Source organism: Bacillus sp. cl96, assembly GCF_900100505.1.
Lineage (GTDB): Bacteria > Bacillota > Bacilli > Bacillales > Bacillaceae_G > Bacillus_A > Bacillus_A cereus.
The window spans coordinates 16,277-31,861 of the sequence record NZ_FNDM01000025.1 but is presented as its reverse complement, the minus strand read 5'-3'; the positions used below and the strand labels follow the sequence as shown (position 1 = coordinate 31,861).

Below are 15,585 nucleotides of genomic sequence, written 5' to 3'. Positions count from 1 at the left end.
ATCTTCATTAAGAGAACGTAAAATATTGAAATGATATACATACTCTTCATTTCCTAATTCCATACAAACTGCTAATCCTTTTTCAATAAGTTCTTGTGCAACATTTGTTTCTCTTAGCTTATAGTGTTCACGTGCTTGTAAGAATAATGCTTTAAAGTGTGTAGGAATCTTCTCTGTTACTTCTGATAAATGACGAATCGCTAATGTAGATAAGTTTTGAGTTGCATATAATAATCCTAGATTATGTCTTACTACTAAAATCAATTTTTCTTCATTATGTTTTTGCAACAGGTCAATAGAACGATTCAGATGTTCTTCCGCTTTTTCAAATTGTTTTAAGAATATACAAGCTGTCCCTAGTGTGTTTTCGCAAGAAGCAACTTTCACCTCATATCCAGCATGCTTTTCAAAAATTTCTTTCGCTTTATTTGCGTATTCAATAGATATTAGCATACTAGACATATGATGATTTAACACCGCATATTTTTGATTAAACTCTGCATGCTCTAATTCATCGGAAATATGCTCTAATAAGCTTTCAGCTTCTTCATATTGTCTTCTTGCTTCATTGTAATTACTAAACATCAAAGCATGTTCTGCTTTAAAAGAATGATAATAATAAGCTATGAGTTTATCTGTCGTTTTATTGATTGTATCAATTGCTTCAAAACTATCTTTTCGAATACTTACTCGATCAGTTAGCATTCTGTATTTAAAGTCTAGTAAAGAATAATATAATAATAAGTTTTGATTTTGTTTTTCTTTTTCTTCTGTATGTTTAATCTGTTCTATTTTTTCATCTATTTCTTTTTTCACTTCAGCTGCTTTTATAATTTGCTGCGACAACATCATTTGATAAAAATCATTAAGTTGTTGCATAACTGCTTCATGCGTGAAAAGATTTGTGCTCATATCACTACGTCCTCCTCAACCACTTTCATTTACCTAAATATTAACATAATTCTGCAAATTACATAAGAGTTTGACTTGTAATTATAAGTTTCTAAAAAAAATTCAGAATTTTAAAATCACAATTACACTTCAGTATAAGTGCTCATTTCCAAAACATCCACCAAGATTTCTTTTTTACTGCCGCTATTTCTTCCCGGGCTAATACAATAGTACGTTTTGCATCTTGAATCTCTCTTACCATCTTCATAAGGTTATCATCTCTTATCTCTAACCTTTTTTCTATCCTTTCTTCACGTTCCTTCCGATCTTTCATATCTTCTCTTAATAATTTATTTCTTCCTTTAATATCCTCTGCAATTAACTTATTCCTTTGATCTATACGATTCCCTAGTCTATTTTCCATTTCTAAAAGGTTAGCTTGCTGCACCTTATTGATTTCTTTTATCATAGCGCTATATTGTTGTTGAAATTGATACTGCATTTGATAAGGAACTGGATCTGCACCTTGGGACTCCTCTTTCTTATTATCGATTCCAAACTGCTTCGCAATCATTTTCGCAGCCTTCTCTAAAGTCATGCCCTCTTGCTTACTCAACTCTACTAACTGTTCAATAACTACAACATCAAACTCAGTATATTCCCTTCTTCCTCTACTATTCTTTCTTACATCATATCCTTCTCGTTCAAGAACATCCGAATACTTTCTAAGAGTGCTGCTACTTACTTCTAACCGACTATAGACCTCATTGCTGGTATATACTATCTCCGCTTCTGACATAGCGCTATGCCACCTCCTATAATGAAAATTCCATATTAAAGGAATAATCCCTTTTAGAATCCATCGACGAAGCTCGCACGGTCTTTGCTATGTTTTGTCGGAATAAAGGGACTTGAAAACAAATAAAAAATCTTTAAATTTCCACTTAAAATATATGGTCGGGATAAGTATAATGCCTAACATGCAGAAAAAAAGGAGGAAATATTACGAAAAAGAAAAAGGCACATAAAAGAACGAGCAAATTAAACTTAAATGAAGAAGAAATAATAATTACATATTATGAAGATGGTTATTTACTCTCTAGTTATATGACTATTTTCGATATTGACCCATCAAATAGCGCTGTCATATGTACGGATGCTTTTTATAACAAGATAAAACTGCAATTTTCTAATATAATAGGTGTAAAATAGAACAAATTAACGTTATCAAGTTAGATTCATTTAAGGGAGTGTAAAAATGCAAGGGAATCAATTAAAGAAGAACACAGCAGGAGTAGTTATTCATAATGATATTAAAAAATACCCCTTTCTAAATATACCTATGATTATTAATGAGGAAGACGGAATGGTTTATGAGGTATTAAACGCTGGTTTTTACACTAATGATGCAGTAGCAATGATAACAACGGATGATTTTACTACAACCAGGGTAAATGCACCGATTATAACAGTAAAAAACAATGATGGTAGTATTCAAGCATATCGTTTACCTTTAGAACTAGAACATTGGGTACTTTCTTGTATGCGTGCTGCTTCAGTAGAAAAAAATCCGTTTCCATGTAAAGTTGCTTTTGGAATCATCGACACTAAATTTTATGTGGAATTCAAGTGAAATAAGAACACGATTGGGTTGAATCAATTAAAATAATAAAACTATAAAAAAGAGAAGGGTACTTGGTATTATCCCCTATAGGTAGACAGTAAAAAAAGAGTCCATCTGATATGATGGACTCAATACTGTTTTATCTGGAGGGGATTTTTTTATGGCAAGAAAAGGACAATCATTTCAAAAATATACAGAAGAACTAAAGCGAGAAGCAGTTCGTCTTCGATTAGAAGAGAGAAAATCATTGCGAGAAATTCGTGAACAACTCGGTGTGAAGAGCGATGCCCAGATTATTGAGTGGGTAAAACGTGTGCAACAGGGGGAGTCCTTTGATGATCAACGTGGTGTCTGGAATCGAAAGAATTTTAATAGTCTAGAAGAAGAAAATGCTTATTTGAAGGCACAGGTTGAGTATTTAAAAAAGCACAATCCAAATCTACACGGGAAGGAATGGTCCTAAAGAAAGAACGATTTTCTCTTATCGATTCATTACGCCAAGCCTATCCACTCCGATGGTTGCTTCAAATCGCGGAAGTTTCTAAGGCTGGCTACTATAAATGGCGGAAATATCATAACGTGCAGCGTTTACGTCAGAAAAGGGATATGTGGCATAAAGAACATATTTTATCTATTCATCGTCAGCACCCTTACTATGGGTATAAACGTATGACTCGTGCTTTGGCTCGAGAAGGAATGGTAATGAATCATAAACGTGTTCGTCGTCTTATGAGAGAGCTGGGTATTCAATCTATCATTCGAAAAAAACGTCCGTTTTATGGAAGAAAAACATCTGTGGTATTTAAAAATCATTTGAATCGAGAGTTTCAAGCTGAAAAGCAAAACCAAAAATTCGTAACAGATATTACTTATGTACGAATCGGAGAACAATTTGCCTATTTGTCAGCTGTGTTAGATCTATACAACAATGAAATTGTTGCCTGGAAGCTATCTTCAAGAAATGATTTAGATTTGGTTTTAACTACATTACGTCAATTAGAAGGAAAGTCATTAACTACTAAGCCCCTTTTCCATTCAGATCAAGGGTTTCAATATACATCTAAATCCTACGCAAAACAGTTAGAGAAATTAGGATTTGTCGGTAATCATTCTAGACGTGGAAACTGTTTTGATAATGCGTGTATCGAATCATTCTTCTCACATTTAAAAACAGAGAAGTTGTATTTAGTGCGCCCAAAAACATATGAAATGGCCTACCGAGCAATTCAAGAATATATTCAATTTTATAATACAGAAAGATTCCAAGAAAAACTTCACGGCCTTTCCCCGATAGAATATCGGGAAAAGGCCGTGGCATAATACTCTTTTTATTACTGTCTACTTGACAGGGAGATGACCAACTTCCCTCTCTTTTTTTATTTGCCTCAAGTTTCTAACTTTAAAATATATTCTAATTAATAATTGTAAAGAAGTACAATCGGCACTACAGCAATAAGAAAAGCAATTACACTAATTTGCATATTTTGTTTTCTATTCACTCTGTTTTTTAAAAATAGATATGCAAATGAATTAATAAGTAAAATTGCTACATAGATCCCTGCATAACCAAGTGGAGAAGTAACTATATCCCATAAAAATATCAATCCAGTACCAATAAATATGCTCAAAAAATAAATAGAAAATAATAGAATTTTTTCCAAAAAATATCTTCCTTTCATTATTTATTTCTTGTATAATCCTATTATAGTAAAAATTTTCTAAAAATAGGAGGTTATTATGAGAAAAAATAAAATTTGTTTATCTGTTTGTGCCACTGCATTAACATTGGTTTCAACACTCTCAATTTTTAGCGAAAACAAGGTAGCAGCTGATACTATTGAAAACACGACAATTCAACAAACGCAAGAATCAAATGATCTTAATCAAATTAAAATACCAATCAACGATATCAACGATTTAGACCTAGAAGCACTAGGATTTACTCCTTCACAAATCAATGACTTTAAAAATTCAACTTCTCCTAATAGTCTAGCACCCTTAGCCGCTGCAAAAACTCAATATGTATATTGGAATAAAGCAAAATTACAAGGTGTCTTATGTCGTTCTTTATCATCATTACCAACCGGAAAACCCCTTGGTGATTGGATACTTTCTCAAGGAATAGCACTACTTGGACCAGCACTATCAAAGTCAGTAGGATTATCACTTGCATTTATTAATACAGCTTTAAAAAAGAGAGTTAGTTTTTTACAAAACGCTTTAACACAAGTCCGATTTGGACAAGCTACTGGTATTCGAATTGCAATTGAACCTAATCCTGGTGGATACCCTGCTGCTTACGTAACAATGAGCATTTATTAATAGTAATAAAAAAGAATGCAGATATTTAATCTGCATTCTTTTTTTAATGTGAAAATAAATATTATTGCTCTTTGGAAACATACACTCTTTCTTCTCTCTTGCTTCATCATGTTTCTTCTATTTAATCTTTGAATATCCACATTAGAATTCTCACCGCTATATCAATAAGTCACATCATCCGATCAAATTCACAATTTCTCTTTTCTTCCAAACGAATTTTCTCTTTTTGTTCTTTCACTTTTATTTCGATGTAGTTTTTTTACGCTTTTCTTTCTTCATAAATCTCAGACCCTCTTTCTATATATTTGAATTGTCTACTATTGATATATCGAATTCCACATTACGAGTAATATCAGGTGCCAAAAAAATTATCAGACACAGTGTCGTTTATTTCACTCATGTGTATTATCATCTTTAGATAATTTATTAAATATATAATTATATAAAAAAATAGAATTTTTAACACTATAAACTTAAACAAAAAGTCAACTACAACTATCCTGAAAGGTACACCTTTTGAAGTACATTAAACTCTATTAAATTTAATACTTCAAAAGGTTAAAAACCGTATTTTTGAAGTATTAAAAAATTAAAGATACCTTTTGAAGTATTTTTGTTATAATTTTAGTAGAACCAATTTTGAAGGGATGTCTATTTATTTTGAATACAAGAAAATTTGGATATATAAGAGTCAGTAGCAAAGACCAAAATGAGGATCGTCAACTTGAAGCGATGAAACGACTCATCACTGATGAACGAGATATTTTTATCGATAAGCAGAGCGGAAGAGACTTTAACCGTGAACAATACCAACTTCTAAAACGCATGTTAAGAAAAGATGATATTTTATATATCCATTCCCTGGATCGGTTCGGAAGAAATAAAGAAGCTATCCTTGAGGAATGGAAAGATATTACCCAAAATATACAGGCTCATATTATCGTATTAGATATGCCACTTTTAGATACAACTCAATATAAAGATAGTTTAGGGACTCTTATTACTGATTTGGTACTTCAAATCTTATCGTGGCTTGCTGAAGAGGAACGAACAAAAATAAAAACTCGCCAACGTGAGGGTATTGACGCTGCAAAGAAAAAAGGAAAACATTTAGGAAGACCCAGAACTGAAATAACTCCAGAATTTATTAATGCCTATAATATGTGGAAACACGGACAGATAACAGCGCTATATGCTATGGAAATGTGTAATATGAGTAGCCCTACATTTTATAGAGTGGTTAAAAGATTTGAAGATAGGAGGAATAAAAATCAATAACATTACAAGAAAAAACCAAGATACAATACAAGGATTTTCATCTTATTTATTAAATAAAGGGCGAAAACCCTCTACGATTAAGCGATATATCTATGATGTAGAAAGCTGTATTCAATGGCTGCATCAATCAGGAAGATTCTCGGACTCTGAAGAAATGAATTGGGAATCCCTATATAAGAAGGATTTCGAAGCATTTTTTAATTATTTAATAGAAGAACGCCAATACTCCGATAAAACGGTACATCGTATTTACATCGTTCTTAATAGGCTGTACGAATATTTAGATTTACCTAGCCCCATTGAAGGTGTTGTTCACATAGCTCCACCTGATCGTGCATTGCGTACTGAAGACTTTATCAGCATTCAAGAAGAGGAACGCCTAAAACAAGTATCCGCATCATTAGAGGGGCTGACAGAAAAACAACGAACTAGCCGTCCTATGATTTTAGAACGAAATCTTTCTATTATAATCTTGCTCCTAGACTACGGATTATCTCTACATGAGCTTGTCGCTTTACGAATGAAACATGTACATTTTGAGAACAATACACTATCTATTCCTGAAGACACAAAGATTAATCGTACAATCCAGTTAAAAGAAGTAGATAAATTACACTTATATCATTACTATAAAACTATTCCCGAACCAGTACGCCCAAGATATCACAGTGATGATCCACTCTTTGTTGCTTTTCACTTTAGGTTGGGGACTTATCTTTGGAGTTATGACAATGACGCACCAAAATTTCTAACGGACATGTCAGTTCAAAAAATGATTCGTTTAGAGATAAAACGAGCAAATTTAAGGAAAGGGATTTCTGCACAACATTTTCGAAATACCTTTATTTTAAAGATGATTCAACAGCAATACACAGCTGAAGATATTGTTAAGCAAGTCGGCTTTAAAACTGACGTATCCTTAAAAAGGTACTATACATACTATGAGAAAACTAACGAGAACAAGGGTTAAAACACTGCACTTGCTATATAAATTTTATATAGCTACAGATTTTTCAGGTGAGATGGAGGTGTTAAGATGAAGAAAAATAAGGAGTCATATTTTATACACAAATACACCTTGCGAGACCAGACTACTAAATCTATTAAAATCGAGTCGTGGCGTTCATTAAGGGAAGAAATGCAAGTATTAGGCATAACGGATAGCGACATTTTTCAAATGCAAATGATTAAAATAAAGCCAAATTAAAAGCGCCATAACGTTATGTTATTGCGCTTTTAACTTATTCATATCACTCCAATTTTCAAATTAGACGTGGAAGAAGAACCAATCATTGTTGGTTATAACGTGAGAGTAATTCGATATTGTGGACATGTATATATGTTAACATGTGTACATTTTTAATAAAGGCTTGTAGCCAAAAATACAAATGAATTAAATAATATATGCGCTACTATTGGTACTTTTATATCTCTGGTCTTTTCGTAACTCCATGCATATAAACAACCATTTACAAAGTAAGGGAAGAAGAACCAATCAAAATGCACGGCTGCAAAGATACCATTAGCGATGAGAATCGCTGTTGTACGATTGATTCGTTCAAACAGTTTTTCTATTCCAAACGGTAGAATCTTTCTGAAAATCCATTCTTCAATTACAGGAGCAATTAATAGAGGGACAATTAAATAGAAGATATTCAATTCTACTTTTGCATTCACCTGTTCTGCATTGCCTGTGTCGATTCCAAAATAGCTTTTTATATAGGAAAAAAAGAGAGTGGACACGATAGCTAGTCCAGTCGTCATTAACACCCATTTTCCCTTTTCTACTAATCTTTTTACATTCAACTTTCTTCTCCCCTTACTATGATTCTCGTTTATTTTTTAGCAAATTCAAATGTGATCTTTCCGCTAGAATCAAGCTTCAAATACGCATCAAATTCTTTTCCTGATTTCCCTTTCATTCCTTTAATTAATCCTGTTTTCTTACCCGTTAATAATTTTTTAACGTTTGCTTCGCTAATTTTCTTTGTTAAAAATTCGCTCGGAAGAGAGAACTTACAACCTTCCTTATAACCTGTACAACCGTAAAATGTTTTGCGATTCGCTATGCCTTTGCCACATTTCGGGCATTTCCCTACGGAATCCTTTGTTTTCATTTCTTGTACTTTGCTATCTATCTGAAGCTCACCAATTGACTTCGTAGCGTTGACGATCAATTGCTTGGTAAATTCCCCTGTCTTCGCTACAAACACCTCTTTAGAGCCTTGTTTCTTCCCGATTTTACGCAAATACCCTTCCCATTGCGCTGTCATTTCGGGCTTCGCTAATAACGTGCCGCCCACGGCTTCGCAAAGAATTTCACCTTTCGGTGTAACCGTCACTTTATTCTTTTTCACTTCTATATATTCTTGCTTTTTGAGCGTTTCAATGATGCCAGCTCGTGTTGCTTCCGTACCAAGTCCTTCTACTTCTTTTAGGATGCTTTTACTTTCTTCATCTTCTACTGAAGCGCCGCATGTTTTCATTAAAGTAATAAGTTGTCCCTCTGTATAAGGATTTGGTGGTGTTGTGATGCCTTCTTTTGTCTGTATCTTCCCTTGTACAAGTTCGCCTTTTTGTACAACTGGAAGGAGGGATTCCCTGTCTTCGCTCTCTTCTTCGCTTGGTTGATCTGTTTTATAAAGTTCTTTCCATCCTAACGCTTTTTCCGATTTTCCTTTTGTCGTAAACTCTAACCCATTCATATCTGTTGTAATAATTGTTTCTTCATATTCGTAAGGCGCATGGAACATGCCTAACACACTCTTTAACACTTCCGTATACAAGTTGCGCTGCTTGTCCGTTAATTGATCTACCTTTTGTTTCGAAGGAACATTTTTAGTCGCTATAACGGCATAGTGCTCCTGTACTTTTTGATTATCGACGTAGCGTTTATTCGGATCTAATGATTTTGGTTGGAAGGATACTCCTATAATAGATTGATATCCCTCTAGGTTTCGGACTAAATAAGCAAATTCATTTTCTGTAATGAAATTACAGTCTGTTCGTGGATAGGTCACAAGTTTTGCTTCGTATAGCTCTTGGACAATTTTCAACGTATCGGCAGGTGAATACTTGTACTTTTTATTCGCTAAAGCCTGTAAGGAAGAAAGAGAGAACAACTTTGGCGCTTCTTGTTTCTTCGGTTTTACTTCAACGGATTTTACTGCACCTTGCTGATTCGCTCCTTCAGACAGCTGATGTTTCTTCAGTAGCAATTCCACTTCATTTTTCGTTTGGAATCGCTCTTTGTATCTTCCCTTGTATGTTCCGTTCATCCCTTTAAACTGTCCTTCTAGTTCAAAGAAAGGGGATGGCTTAAAGTGTTTGATGTCCTGCTGCCGTTGGTTAATGAGACATAAAACAGGGGTTTGCACACGCCCAACGCTGTAAACACCTTGTACGCCTTTTTGACGTAATAACAGCGTATATAATCGGCTCGCATTCATACCAATTGCCCAATCACTAATTTGACGAGCCTGTGCTTCAGCAAACATACTCTCAAACTCCGAGCCTTCCTTCAAGTTCTGAAATCCTTTTTTAATTTCATCCACTTCTAAGCTGTTGATCCAAAGGCGTTTCATTTTTTTAGAAGAACAGCCCGCTTCTTGAATGATTAAACGTGCGATTGCTTCACCCTCTCTATCAATATCCGTTGCAATTGTAATACAATCTGCTTCCTTCATTAATTTTTTTACAACGTTGAACTGCTTTCTTTTATCGGCTGATACTTTATATCCGTAGCGCTCCGGTAAAATTGGCAATTGTGACATATCCCATTTTTCCCACTCTGCTTTATAATCTTGTGGTGCTTTCAATTCCACTAAATGCCCATATCCCCATGTAATATTCGCTCCATTCGGCATTAAGGAACAAGGCGCAATAGAAAAGTAGCCATCCTTCTTCTCAACTTTCGGGAATGCTTCTGTATACGCTTTCGCTTGTGATGGTTTCTCCGCAATAATTAATGTAGTCATGTGTATTACTTCCTCTCATTATTAAAATTTTGTATAAAAAAAGGAGTAGCATGAATTATGCTACTCCTAAAAATGTGAACATGTGTAAATGTGTATTTGTGTACATTTATCATAATTGGGTTAATAAATATATTTTTCTATAGCTTCTTCTATTGTTTCAGCAGCTTTTTCTTCTGAGTAATCTAAATAGGCTGGCATTACTTCACCGATATTTAATACCATTAAATCAAACCTTTTCCCAATGCTTTCGTTATAAAAACAATGAGAATAATAAATAGGAATTTCATACAACATCCAGCCCTTTATATTAAAACCTGTCTCGTGGATATAAGTAATACAGTTGTGAAAACGAATCATTGAGTCATCTTCAAAATTCTGTTTATTGCAATAAACTCCACTTTCAAGCCCTTCAAAACGAAAAATATATTCTTCTATTTTTATCTTTATATAAACATTCAAACTATTTTCCAGTAATTCTTTTGCAATTTCTAACTTCTCCATTCAAATCTCCTCCTTTTAAATTTTGTATACAAAAAAGAGAGCAACATATCGCTACGTTGCTCTTACTGTTTTTATTGATTCTTCGCTTTATATTACTACTCACTCTTCATTTACCTTCAATCAAAATATCAATTGCTCTCCAATAACTTTTTACAACGGCTACCGCTTCATCTTCTGAAGAACAAACTACAATTGCAGCTAAGTATTTTTTTCCATTGTATACACATATTTCAGCTTCAGAATATCTACTAATTTCGTCATCTTCTAATTCTCGATGAATTAAAAAACGATTATCATACTCTTTTTCAATTAAATAGCTAGTTGAATTTAAAAAATTATTTTCTACCCGATTTGGATAGTTCATTTCCTTTATTTCTCTTGCAAAAAAGTAGCTCTCTGTATTTACGATTAATCTTTTCTCATGTTTTGAGTACCAGGAAAAAACTTTAATCAGATCTTCCATATCCGTAATATGCAAAGGGTAGTGTCCACTACAATATTTATTCCCATCAGAATCCTCACTCCTTAAGAACAAGCACCAAACTGGTTGTTCCTCGCTAGCCCTTACAATATATCCATAGCCTTCTTTATCAGAGTCATACAAATTATCCTCAATAATAAATTCCTCTAGTGTACCGTGTTCCAAATTCAGAGCATTCTTTTCTAATGGTTTTGGATTTAATACAAACTCATTTTTAAATAAGTAGTCCCTGTCTTTGTATAAATAACCTTCTGTATCTACAATTATTTTTCTATCTTGCTTAGAAAACAAAGAAAATACTTTTATCAAATCTTCTAGATTTATATTATTCAAAGGACAGTGCTCACCATAATATTTCTCCCCTTTAGCACCATCACGTTTTAAAAGGAAACACCAAACCGGAACTTCCTCACTATATCTTGCAATATATCCATACGTCTCTGATTTAGATACTCCCAAAGCCATAGAAAAATATTCTTCGATTGTTTCTACTTCGTTATTTTGATTATCATTTTCTTCAATTTCATGAACCCAATACGCACAGTTTTGTAAGGAATTATCAGTAGCAAAGAAGTGACCATATTTCTCAATAATCTCTTCAAATTCTTCTTTACTAATAAAATGACCTTCTGTAAATCCTACACCTACATCTTTTGTATAACCAACAACTTCATAATTGTCCCCCAGAATATCATGTGAGTAAAAATCAAACTTCTTTGTTTCAGAGTCATAAGCTATCCTTAATAGTCCTGACAAAGTTGAATCCGCTTCTTCAAAATATGTATATAAGCCATCTGAAGGCTTTCCTTCAAAAACTTTACCAAAACGAATTAACATTGAAACACCAGAAATAATCTCTCCTGTTTTTTCTAGAACAAATTCTTTTTTCGTTGTTAAAACTTTATCGTATTCTAATTGATATTTCATTTTCTTCTTCCTCTCACTAATAAAATTTTGTATATAAAAAGGACAACATAACGCTATGTTGTCCTTTTTATCTCTCACGCCCCATTTGACGCATATATGCTATTCTTCTAGCTTTATCTCTTTCTTTAGCTTGATCTCTTTCTTTATATTCTTGGCACTTTTCTTCTAATTTAGGGAAATCACAACAAACTCCTTTTAAGAATTTTTGTTTATGTGAAGGCTTTCCTTGTACAGTTACATCTTTATATACTTTTTCCACTTTATTAGTAACTCGATCCATATTTTCTTTTAAAAATAAATACTGTTTTAACATCAAATTACCATACTGAGGGTCTGCTGCTGTTTTTTCTGCTATATCAATTTCTTTACACTCTTTTTCTGGGACTGGAATCATGTTATTAACCAATAAAACTCCAATTCGCTTTTCATCAGTATCGAATAATTTCACACTGACCTGACTGTTAAAATTTTTATCGTTACGTGATGTTAAAGGTACAAAATAATCATGACCATTGATTTTTTCCAATACACCTACATACGGTCTACTATGCTGTTCATCTTTATTAAAAGGTACTTTACTATCCGTTTCTCTTAAATAATCTATATATTCAGTTGAAATGGTGTAGAATTTAGGATTATCTTTATTAGCCAACTTTCTTCTCCCCCTAGAAACAAAAAAAGTAGGAAGAAAACTCTCCCTACTTTTAAAATTCTTTTTTAGCGCCTACTACGGTAAGGCTACACCAATTTTTTGGTACTCACTACGGTAGAGTTACACCAATTTTTTCGCACCTACTAAAGTAAGGTTACTCTAATTTTGTACCTTTATTATATGCGGTTTACTAATAAAAATCAACATTTTCAACTTCATTTCACACATTTTAAAATTACATTTCGATTATTTATCTCTCTCTGCCCATTTGTTGTAAATAAGCTGTACGTCTTCCTTGTTCTCGTTGATTGGCTACTCGCTTGCATTCATCGTTCCAATCCCATTTTTGTTCTTTAGACGGTGCTTGCGGATATTCCGGCTTAAATGCAACTATGCTTCCATCATTCTTTTCATAGCGAAAATGTATCAATCGTTCCGCAAAAGCTTTACCTGCTTTGTCATTGTCAACGCATAATGAAAGACTGTCAGGAACATCACCAATCCGCTCTTGACTCTTCATATAGTAATTAAATACTACTTGTGGTTTCAGCCCTTCCATACTAACTAAATGCGTATCTTTAAGGTCATGTTTATGTAGTGATACGTAGCTTAGTAAATCAATAGAGGACTCAAAGAACTTTAGATTTCGGGGTTCGCCCTGCAATACATTAAAACCGTAGTTAGCCGTAGAATTTTTTTGGATACTTTTCCACGCCCCACGTTTGTATTTATCCGATTTTACGACTCCTTGCTCTGATCCACCCATTACCGCTCCCGTTTCACGGTCTTTCCATAGGAACAATACATTGTTGTACTTATCTTGTTTAATCAGTCCTTTTTTATGCAATGCATCTACAACTTGCGGATCAATCTTTCTTTCCTCAGTCAGATATTCCCTTGCTCTATCGAATTGAGGTACTTCTTTTTCCGCAAAATGTTCACAATCATAAGGCTCACTCACAAATGTAACCTCTGAAGCTTTTTCATAGTCCTGTTCTCCGTCCAGTAATCGCTGCATCGCCCCAGGGAACGAAGCATCTTCTACCTCCTGTACAAACTTGATAATATTCCCGTTAACCCCTCTACTGTTCCAGTAGAACTGATTTTTCTTCCTATCAATGATTAAGCTATCGTGTTCCGCTAAACGGTAATAACGTTCACTGTCAGACTTTACAGGGATATCGTTTTGCATACAATAATCCACAATATCAAGTGATGCTGCCTTTTCAATTTCTTCCTCGGTATATCTTTTGGTATTCTTCTTTTGTTGTTCCATAGCAATTCCTCCAATAAATAAAGACCATGCATTTTCACATGGTCATTTTCGATTTATTTATATTTGTATTTGTTCTGCTTTAACTAAATAACGCTTTAAAGGATTCTAAAATGCCTGAAGCCCCAAATTGGAAACTTGCCATTCCATATGAATACAACTCATACACAACTACAATCGTACTAATCATTAAAATCATTTTTTCCGCTATACCGTTATAGCTGTAGTAAAAAATATGGAATCCACTTTGGAAATTTCTATTGGATAATGGCAGCAGCCACTTAATACCTTTTTTAGAGAAACTGTCTTCCACTAGATGTAGAAAGTATCCTGCAAGGATGCACATGCCATTCGTAAAGGTCAATGGTGTCATCCCGACTGCAAATAAAATAGGAATCAACACAAGCACTAAACCAAATAGTGAATGAGTGATTCCTCTATGACCAAATACCATATTCATTAAGTCCGATACTCCACGAGTTCTCCTGCCAATCCATGAATGTTGTTCATCTATATCAGGCAACAAAGCCCCAAAACTAACCGCTATCACATTTCCAATCGTGAGGTTTCCCGTTGATGCCAAGACAGGCAGGGCGACCGCTAGGCTTGTTGTAAGATGCGTTTTATACTTCATTGGTTATCCCACTTTCTTATATTAATAATCCCGACCAAGCATGTGTTTCATCATATAATGTTTTCTTGCTTGCTCTCTTGTTTGCGATATTTGCTGTTGTTCTTCCTCATGGACGGTATCTTTCCCAACATATCGCTTTCCAACTTCAGGGATGGTTTTTGATTCTTGTACCTCTATAGCGCCATGCTCTTTCTTCACCGACCCGACTGTTTTAGCGGATTCCATTTGAAAAACTTCCTCTGTTTCGCTTTTTCGATCATTTACGATCTCTTCTACTGGATTGAAACAAAGTTCTCCATCTTCAATCTTCTTTTCTTCCATATATCTAAGAGGAGCAAGTCGTTTTTCTTCAACATCTTCGTAGCCGATTGTTGTATAATAAGCATCTTTTCCCTCTATCTCTTCAGGAATCACCTCTTCTGCTACTACATATCCATAGCCCTCAAAGTGATAAGCCGCTTCATCCTGCTGCAATGGTTTCCCTGTCGATTCACAGTAAATAACCATATCTTCATTTACTGGATAAAGCCCTTGATACTCCACATCACCATTCATAATTTCTTTGTGTGATTTAGTAATTGAATGATTGATATGTTTAACAGCTTCAAATACAGAATGGTTAAAATCAAATTCAATGTCACTGTCTGATACATATTCAGATAGGCACTCCACTTTCATATTTTGTTGTCTATCTGTTGAAACTTTAGCAATTGGCGTATCATAGAATTCTCCTTGAATAAGTTCAGCTTCATAATACGGTTCAAGGTAATCTGCAATTTGATTGAAGTTTTCCATTTCTTTTTCCGTTCCACATCTATTTACAACAGATAGCATTTCTCCTAAACTCAAACGCATATCAGGATGAATTTCTTCGATTACTCGATTGTCTTCGGACAGTTGAATTTCGTAATTTTCCCAATGCTTTTCTAAATCAATACCTACTTTCTCGTCAATCTCTAGAGCTGCTTTTTGTTGAATGCCTGTTACTACTTTATGGTTATCCATCATTTTTCTCTCTCCTTATT

The 15,585-nt window shown here is 34.1% G+C and carries 16 protein-coding genes and 1 pseudogene; 6 read left to right on the top strand and 11 right to left on the bottom strand.

The features are described 5' to 3' along the window. Both BLT20_RS28580 and BLT20_RS28575 read right to left on the bottom strand, forming a co-directional pair. Positions 1-912: response regulator aspartate phosphatase (locus BLT20_RS28580; protein WP_073340345.1), on the bottom strand; the 912-nt coding region annotated here is incomplete at its 3' end. 142 nt (positions 913-1,054) lie between these two features. Continuing rightward, complete coding sequence (locus tag BLT20_RS28575) at positions 1,055-1,690, bottom strand: DUF3967 domain-containing protein (RefSeq protein WP_016097332.1); 636 nt, start codon at positions 1,688-1,690, stop codon at positions 1,055-1,057. Positions 1,691-1,938: 248 nt separating this feature from the next. Here BLT20_RS28575 and BLT20_RS28570 point away from each other — a divergent pair. From BLT20_RS28570 to BLT20_RS28560, 3 genes and pseudogenes are all read left to right on the top strand, one after another. Beyond that, positions 1,939-2,103 (top strand): annotated as a pseudogene (locus BLT20_RS28570) (YolD-like family protein); the annotation flags it as partial. A gap of 46 nt (positions 2,104-2,149) precedes the next feature. Beyond that, positions 2,150-2,524 (top strand): hypothetical protein, encoded by a 375-nt coding sequence (locus BLT20_RS28565; RefSeq protein ID WP_016097331.1) that lies wholly within the window; start codon positions 2,150-2,152, stop codon positions 2,522-2,524. Between the two features lie 151 nt (positions 2,525-2,675). After that, positions 2,676-3,835 (top strand): IS3-like element ISBth8 family transposase gene (locus tag BLT20_RS28560; protein ID WP_090782881.1). Its coding sequence is split into 2 segments (ribosomal slippage): positions 2,676-2,934 and positions 2,934-3,835, totalling 1,161 coding nucleotides; the frame shifts between segments, so codons are not numbered across the junction. A 95-nt stretch (positions 3,836-3,930) separates the two neighbouring features. Here BLT20_RS28560 and BLT20_RS28555 read toward each other — a convergent pair. After that, complete coding sequence (locus tag BLT20_RS28555; RefSeq protein WP_016097328.1) at positions 3,931-4,176, bottom strand: hypothetical protein; 246 nt, start codon at positions 4,174-4,176, stop codon at positions 3,931-3,933. A 76-nt stretch (positions 4,177-4,252) separates the two neighbouring features. Here BLT20_RS28555 and BLT20_RS28550 point away from each other — a divergent pair, with 76 nt between their 5' ends. From BLT20_RS28550 to BLT20_RS28540, 3 genes are all read left to right on the top strand, one after another. Beyond that, positions 4,253-4,837 (top strand): hypothetical protein, encoded by a 585-nt coding sequence (locus BLT20_RS28550; RefSeq protein WP_016097327.1) that lies wholly within the window; start codon positions 4,253-4,255, stop codon positions 4,835-4,837. 660 nt (positions 4,838-5,497) lie between these two features. Then, positions 5,498-6,115 carry a recombinase family protein gene (locus tag BLT20_RS28545; RefSeq protein ID WP_016097326.1) on the top strand — a complete coding sequence of 206 codons (618 nt, stop codon included), beginning with the start codon at positions 5,498-5,500 and terminating at the stop codon, positions 6,113-6,115. Continuing rightward, positions 6,087-7,085, top strand: coding sequence for a tyrosine-type recombinase/integrase (locus tag BLT20_RS28540; protein ID WP_016097325.1), 999 nt, complete (start codon positions 6,087-6,089; stop codon positions 7,083-7,085). The genes BLT20_RS28545 and BLT20_RS28540 overlap by 29 nt, the downstream gene beginning before the upstream one ends. A gap of 389 nt (positions 7,086-7,474) precedes the next feature. Here BLT20_RS28540 and BLT20_RS28535 read toward each other — a convergent pair whose 3' ends face one another. The 8 genes from BLT20_RS28535 to BLT20_RS28500 form a co-directional block, all read right to left on the bottom strand. Then, on the bottom strand, positions 7,475-7,921 hold the full coding sequence (locus BLT20_RS28535) for a CPBP family intramembrane glutamic endopeptidase (RefSeq protein WP_016097323.1): 447 nt from the start codon (positions 7,919-7,921) through the stop codon (positions 7,475-7,477). A 29-nt stretch (positions 7,922-7,950) separates the two neighbouring features. Next, complete coding sequence (locus tag BLT20_RS28530; RefSeq protein ID WP_016097322.1) at positions 7,951-10,092, bottom strand: type IA DNA topoisomerase; 2,142 nt, start codon at positions 10,090-10,092, stop codon at positions 7,951-7,953. 120 nt (positions 10,093-10,212) lie between these two features. Further along, positions 10,213-10,593, bottom strand: a complete 381-nt coding sequence (locus BLT20_RS28525; RefSeq protein ID WP_016097321.1) for a hypothetical protein — start codon at positions 10,591-10,593, stop codon at positions 10,213-10,215. A gap of 106 nt (positions 10,594-10,699) precedes the next feature. Then, positions 10,700-12,001, bottom strand: coding sequence for a hypothetical protein (locus BLT20_RS28520; RefSeq protein WP_016097320.1), 1,302 nt, complete (start codon positions 11,999-12,001; stop codon positions 10,700-10,702). 67 nt (positions 12,002-12,068) lie between these two features. Then, positions 12,069-12,653, bottom strand: a complete 585-nt coding sequence (locus tag BLT20_RS28515; RefSeq protein ID WP_016097319.1) for a type III toxin-antitoxin system ToxN/AbiQ family toxin — start codon at positions 12,651-12,653, stop codon at positions 12,069-12,071. A gap of 250 nt (positions 12,654-12,903) precedes the next feature. Beyond that, on the bottom strand, positions 12,904-13,929 hold the full coding sequence (locus BLT20_RS28510) for a DUF3991 and TOPRIM domain-containing protein (RefSeq protein WP_016097318.1): 1,026 nt from the start codon (positions 13,927-13,929) through the stop codon (positions 12,904-12,906). A 79-nt stretch (positions 13,930-14,008) separates the two neighbouring features. Continuing rightward, the gene (locus tag BLT20_RS28505; protein WP_016097317.1) at positions 14,009-14,560 is read right to left on the bottom strand and encodes a metal-dependent hydrolase; all 552 of its coding nucleotides are present in this window, start codon (positions 14,558-14,560) and stop codon (positions 14,009-14,011) included. Positions 14,561-14,581: 21 nt separating this feature from the next. Continuing rightward, positions 14,582-15,568: a hypothetical protein gene (locus tag BLT20_RS28500; RefSeq protein ID WP_016097316.1), complete on the bottom strand. Its 987-nt coding sequence runs from the start codon at positions 15,566-15,568 to the stop codon at positions 14,582-14,584. Positions 15,569-15,585: the final 17 nt, after the last annotated feature.

Excerpts from the sequence above, each read along its gene's own strand:
- BLT20_RS28575 (WP_016097332.1), bottom strand. The coding sequence starts at position 1,690 with ATGTCAGAAGCGGAGATAGTATATACCAGCAATGAGGTCTATAGTCGG.
- BLT20_RS28565 (WP_016097331.1), top strand. The coding sequence starts at position 2,150 with ATGCAAGGGAATCAATTAAAGAAGAACACAGCAGGAGTAGTTATTCAT.
- BLT20_RS28550 (WP_016097327.1), top strand. The coding sequence starts at position 4,253 with ATGAGAAAAAATAAAATTTGTTTATCTGTTTGTGCCACTGCATTAACA.
- BLT20_RS28530 (WP_016097322.1), bottom strand. The coding sequence starts at position 10,092 with ATGACTACATTAATTATTGCGGAGAAACCATCACAAGCGAAAGCGTAT.
- BLT20_RS28525 (WP_016097321.1), bottom strand. The coding sequence starts at position 10,593 with ATGGAGAAGTTAGAAATTGCAAAAGAATTACTGGAAAATAGTTTGAAT.
- BLT20_RS28520 (WP_016097320.1), bottom strand. The coding sequence starts at position 12,001 with ATGAAATATCAATTAGAATACGATAAAGTTTTAACAACGAAAAAAGAA.
- BLT20_RS28510 (WP_016097318.1), bottom strand. The coding sequence starts at position 13,929 with ATGGAACAACAAAAGAAGAATACCAAAAGATATACCGAGGAAGAAATT.
- BLT20_RS28505 (WP_016097317.1), bottom strand. The coding sequence starts at position 14,560 with ATGAAGTATAAAACGCATCTTACAACAAGCCTAGCGGTCGCCCTGCCT.
- BLT20_RS28500 (WP_016097316.1), bottom strand. The coding sequence starts at position 15,568 with ATGATGGATAACCATAAAGTAGTAACAGGCATTCAACAAAAAGCAGCT.